We start from the raw sequence: 234 nt of genomic DNA, 5'->3' as shown, positions 1-234 counted from the left end.
CCTCCGGTGACCCGAACTTCTCGGCGTCGATGAGCTCGTCGCCGTACTCGTAGCCGTTGTAGATCATCTGCTCGCCCGCGATCAGGTCGGCGACGGTGAGGACGGGGCTGGTGTACCACCCGCCCTCGTCGACCGTGATCACCGAGAGCGGGTAGCCCTGCCCGATCAGCGCGTCGTCCTCGTCGATGCCCGCGTATTCCTTGGCGCCGAGCTGCTCGTCCCACGTGTCCGCGA

At 67.1% G+C, this 234-nt stretch carries 1 protein-coding gene; it reads right to left on the bottom strand.

Translation table 11 applies throughout. The annotated features are described in order from the left end of the window. Positions 1 to 234 (bottom strand): hypothetical protein (locus tag SB658_RS27650; RefSeq protein ID WP_410603777.1); only part of this gene is annotated, 234 nt, incomplete at both ends.

It is taken from the genome of Bacillus sp. SIMBA_008, from assembly GCF_046535495.1.
In the GTDB taxonomy this organism is placed as follows: Bacteria; Bacillota; Bacilli; order Bacillales; family Bacillaceae; genus Bacillus; species Bacillus subtilis.
This window is presented reverse-complemented; position numbering and strand designations above follow the sequence as displayed.